Here is a 636-nt window from a genome sequence, read left to right on the forward strand (position 1 = left end):
CGGATGCGACTCGTTGTAGTGGTCAAACGCGATGGCCAGGTTTTGCAACGCCGTTCTCGAGTCCGGCTTGGGCATCCACGAGACGTAGTCTCTCTTCATCGTTTTGACGAAACTCTCGGCCATCCCGTTGCTCTGCGGACTTCTGACCGGCGTCGTGATGGGTTTCAGGCCCACTTTTTTCGAGAACGTCAGCGTCTCCTCGGCAATGTAGCAGGAACCGTTGTCGCTGAGCCATTCGATTTCGTTGTTGGCCTTCAACGCACCATCGAAACGGTTTTCCACAGCCTGAAGCATGACATCACGCACCATGTCACCGGTATAGCCTCCAGTGGTCGCAGCCCAGCTCATGGCCTCCCGGTCGCAGCAGTCGAGTGCAAAGATGACGCGCAGCGGCGAGCCGTCGTCACAGCGGAATTCGAAGCCGTCCGAGCACCAGCGGGTATTGCTCCGGTCCACCGCGACCTTGCCGTCATGCCGGCGCGTTGACTGGGCATGGCGAGGCCGGCGTTCAAGCAGCAGACCGTGGGTATGCATGACCCGATAAACCCGTTTCGCATTAACGCGAGGCTGCCCCTGCGCGTCCCGGTTTCGCCGCAGCAGGGCCCATGCGCGCCGATAGCCGTAAGTAGGTAAATC

1 protein-coding gene is annotated in these 636 nt (G+C 60.1%); it reads right to left on the minus strand.

Going from position 1 to position 636, the window contains the following annotated elements; translation table 11 throughout:
* Positions 1-636, minus strand: a 636-nt coding sequence (locus tag P0D89_RS53855) for an IS3 family transposase (RefSeq protein WP_408371468.1), incomplete at both ends; no start/stop codon positions are given.

The sequence above is a fragment of the Paraburkholderia sp. RL18-085-BIA-A genome (assembly GCF_046027075.1).
GTDB lineage: Bacteria > Pseudomonadota > Gammaproteobacteria > Burkholderiales > Burkholderiaceae > Paraburkholderia.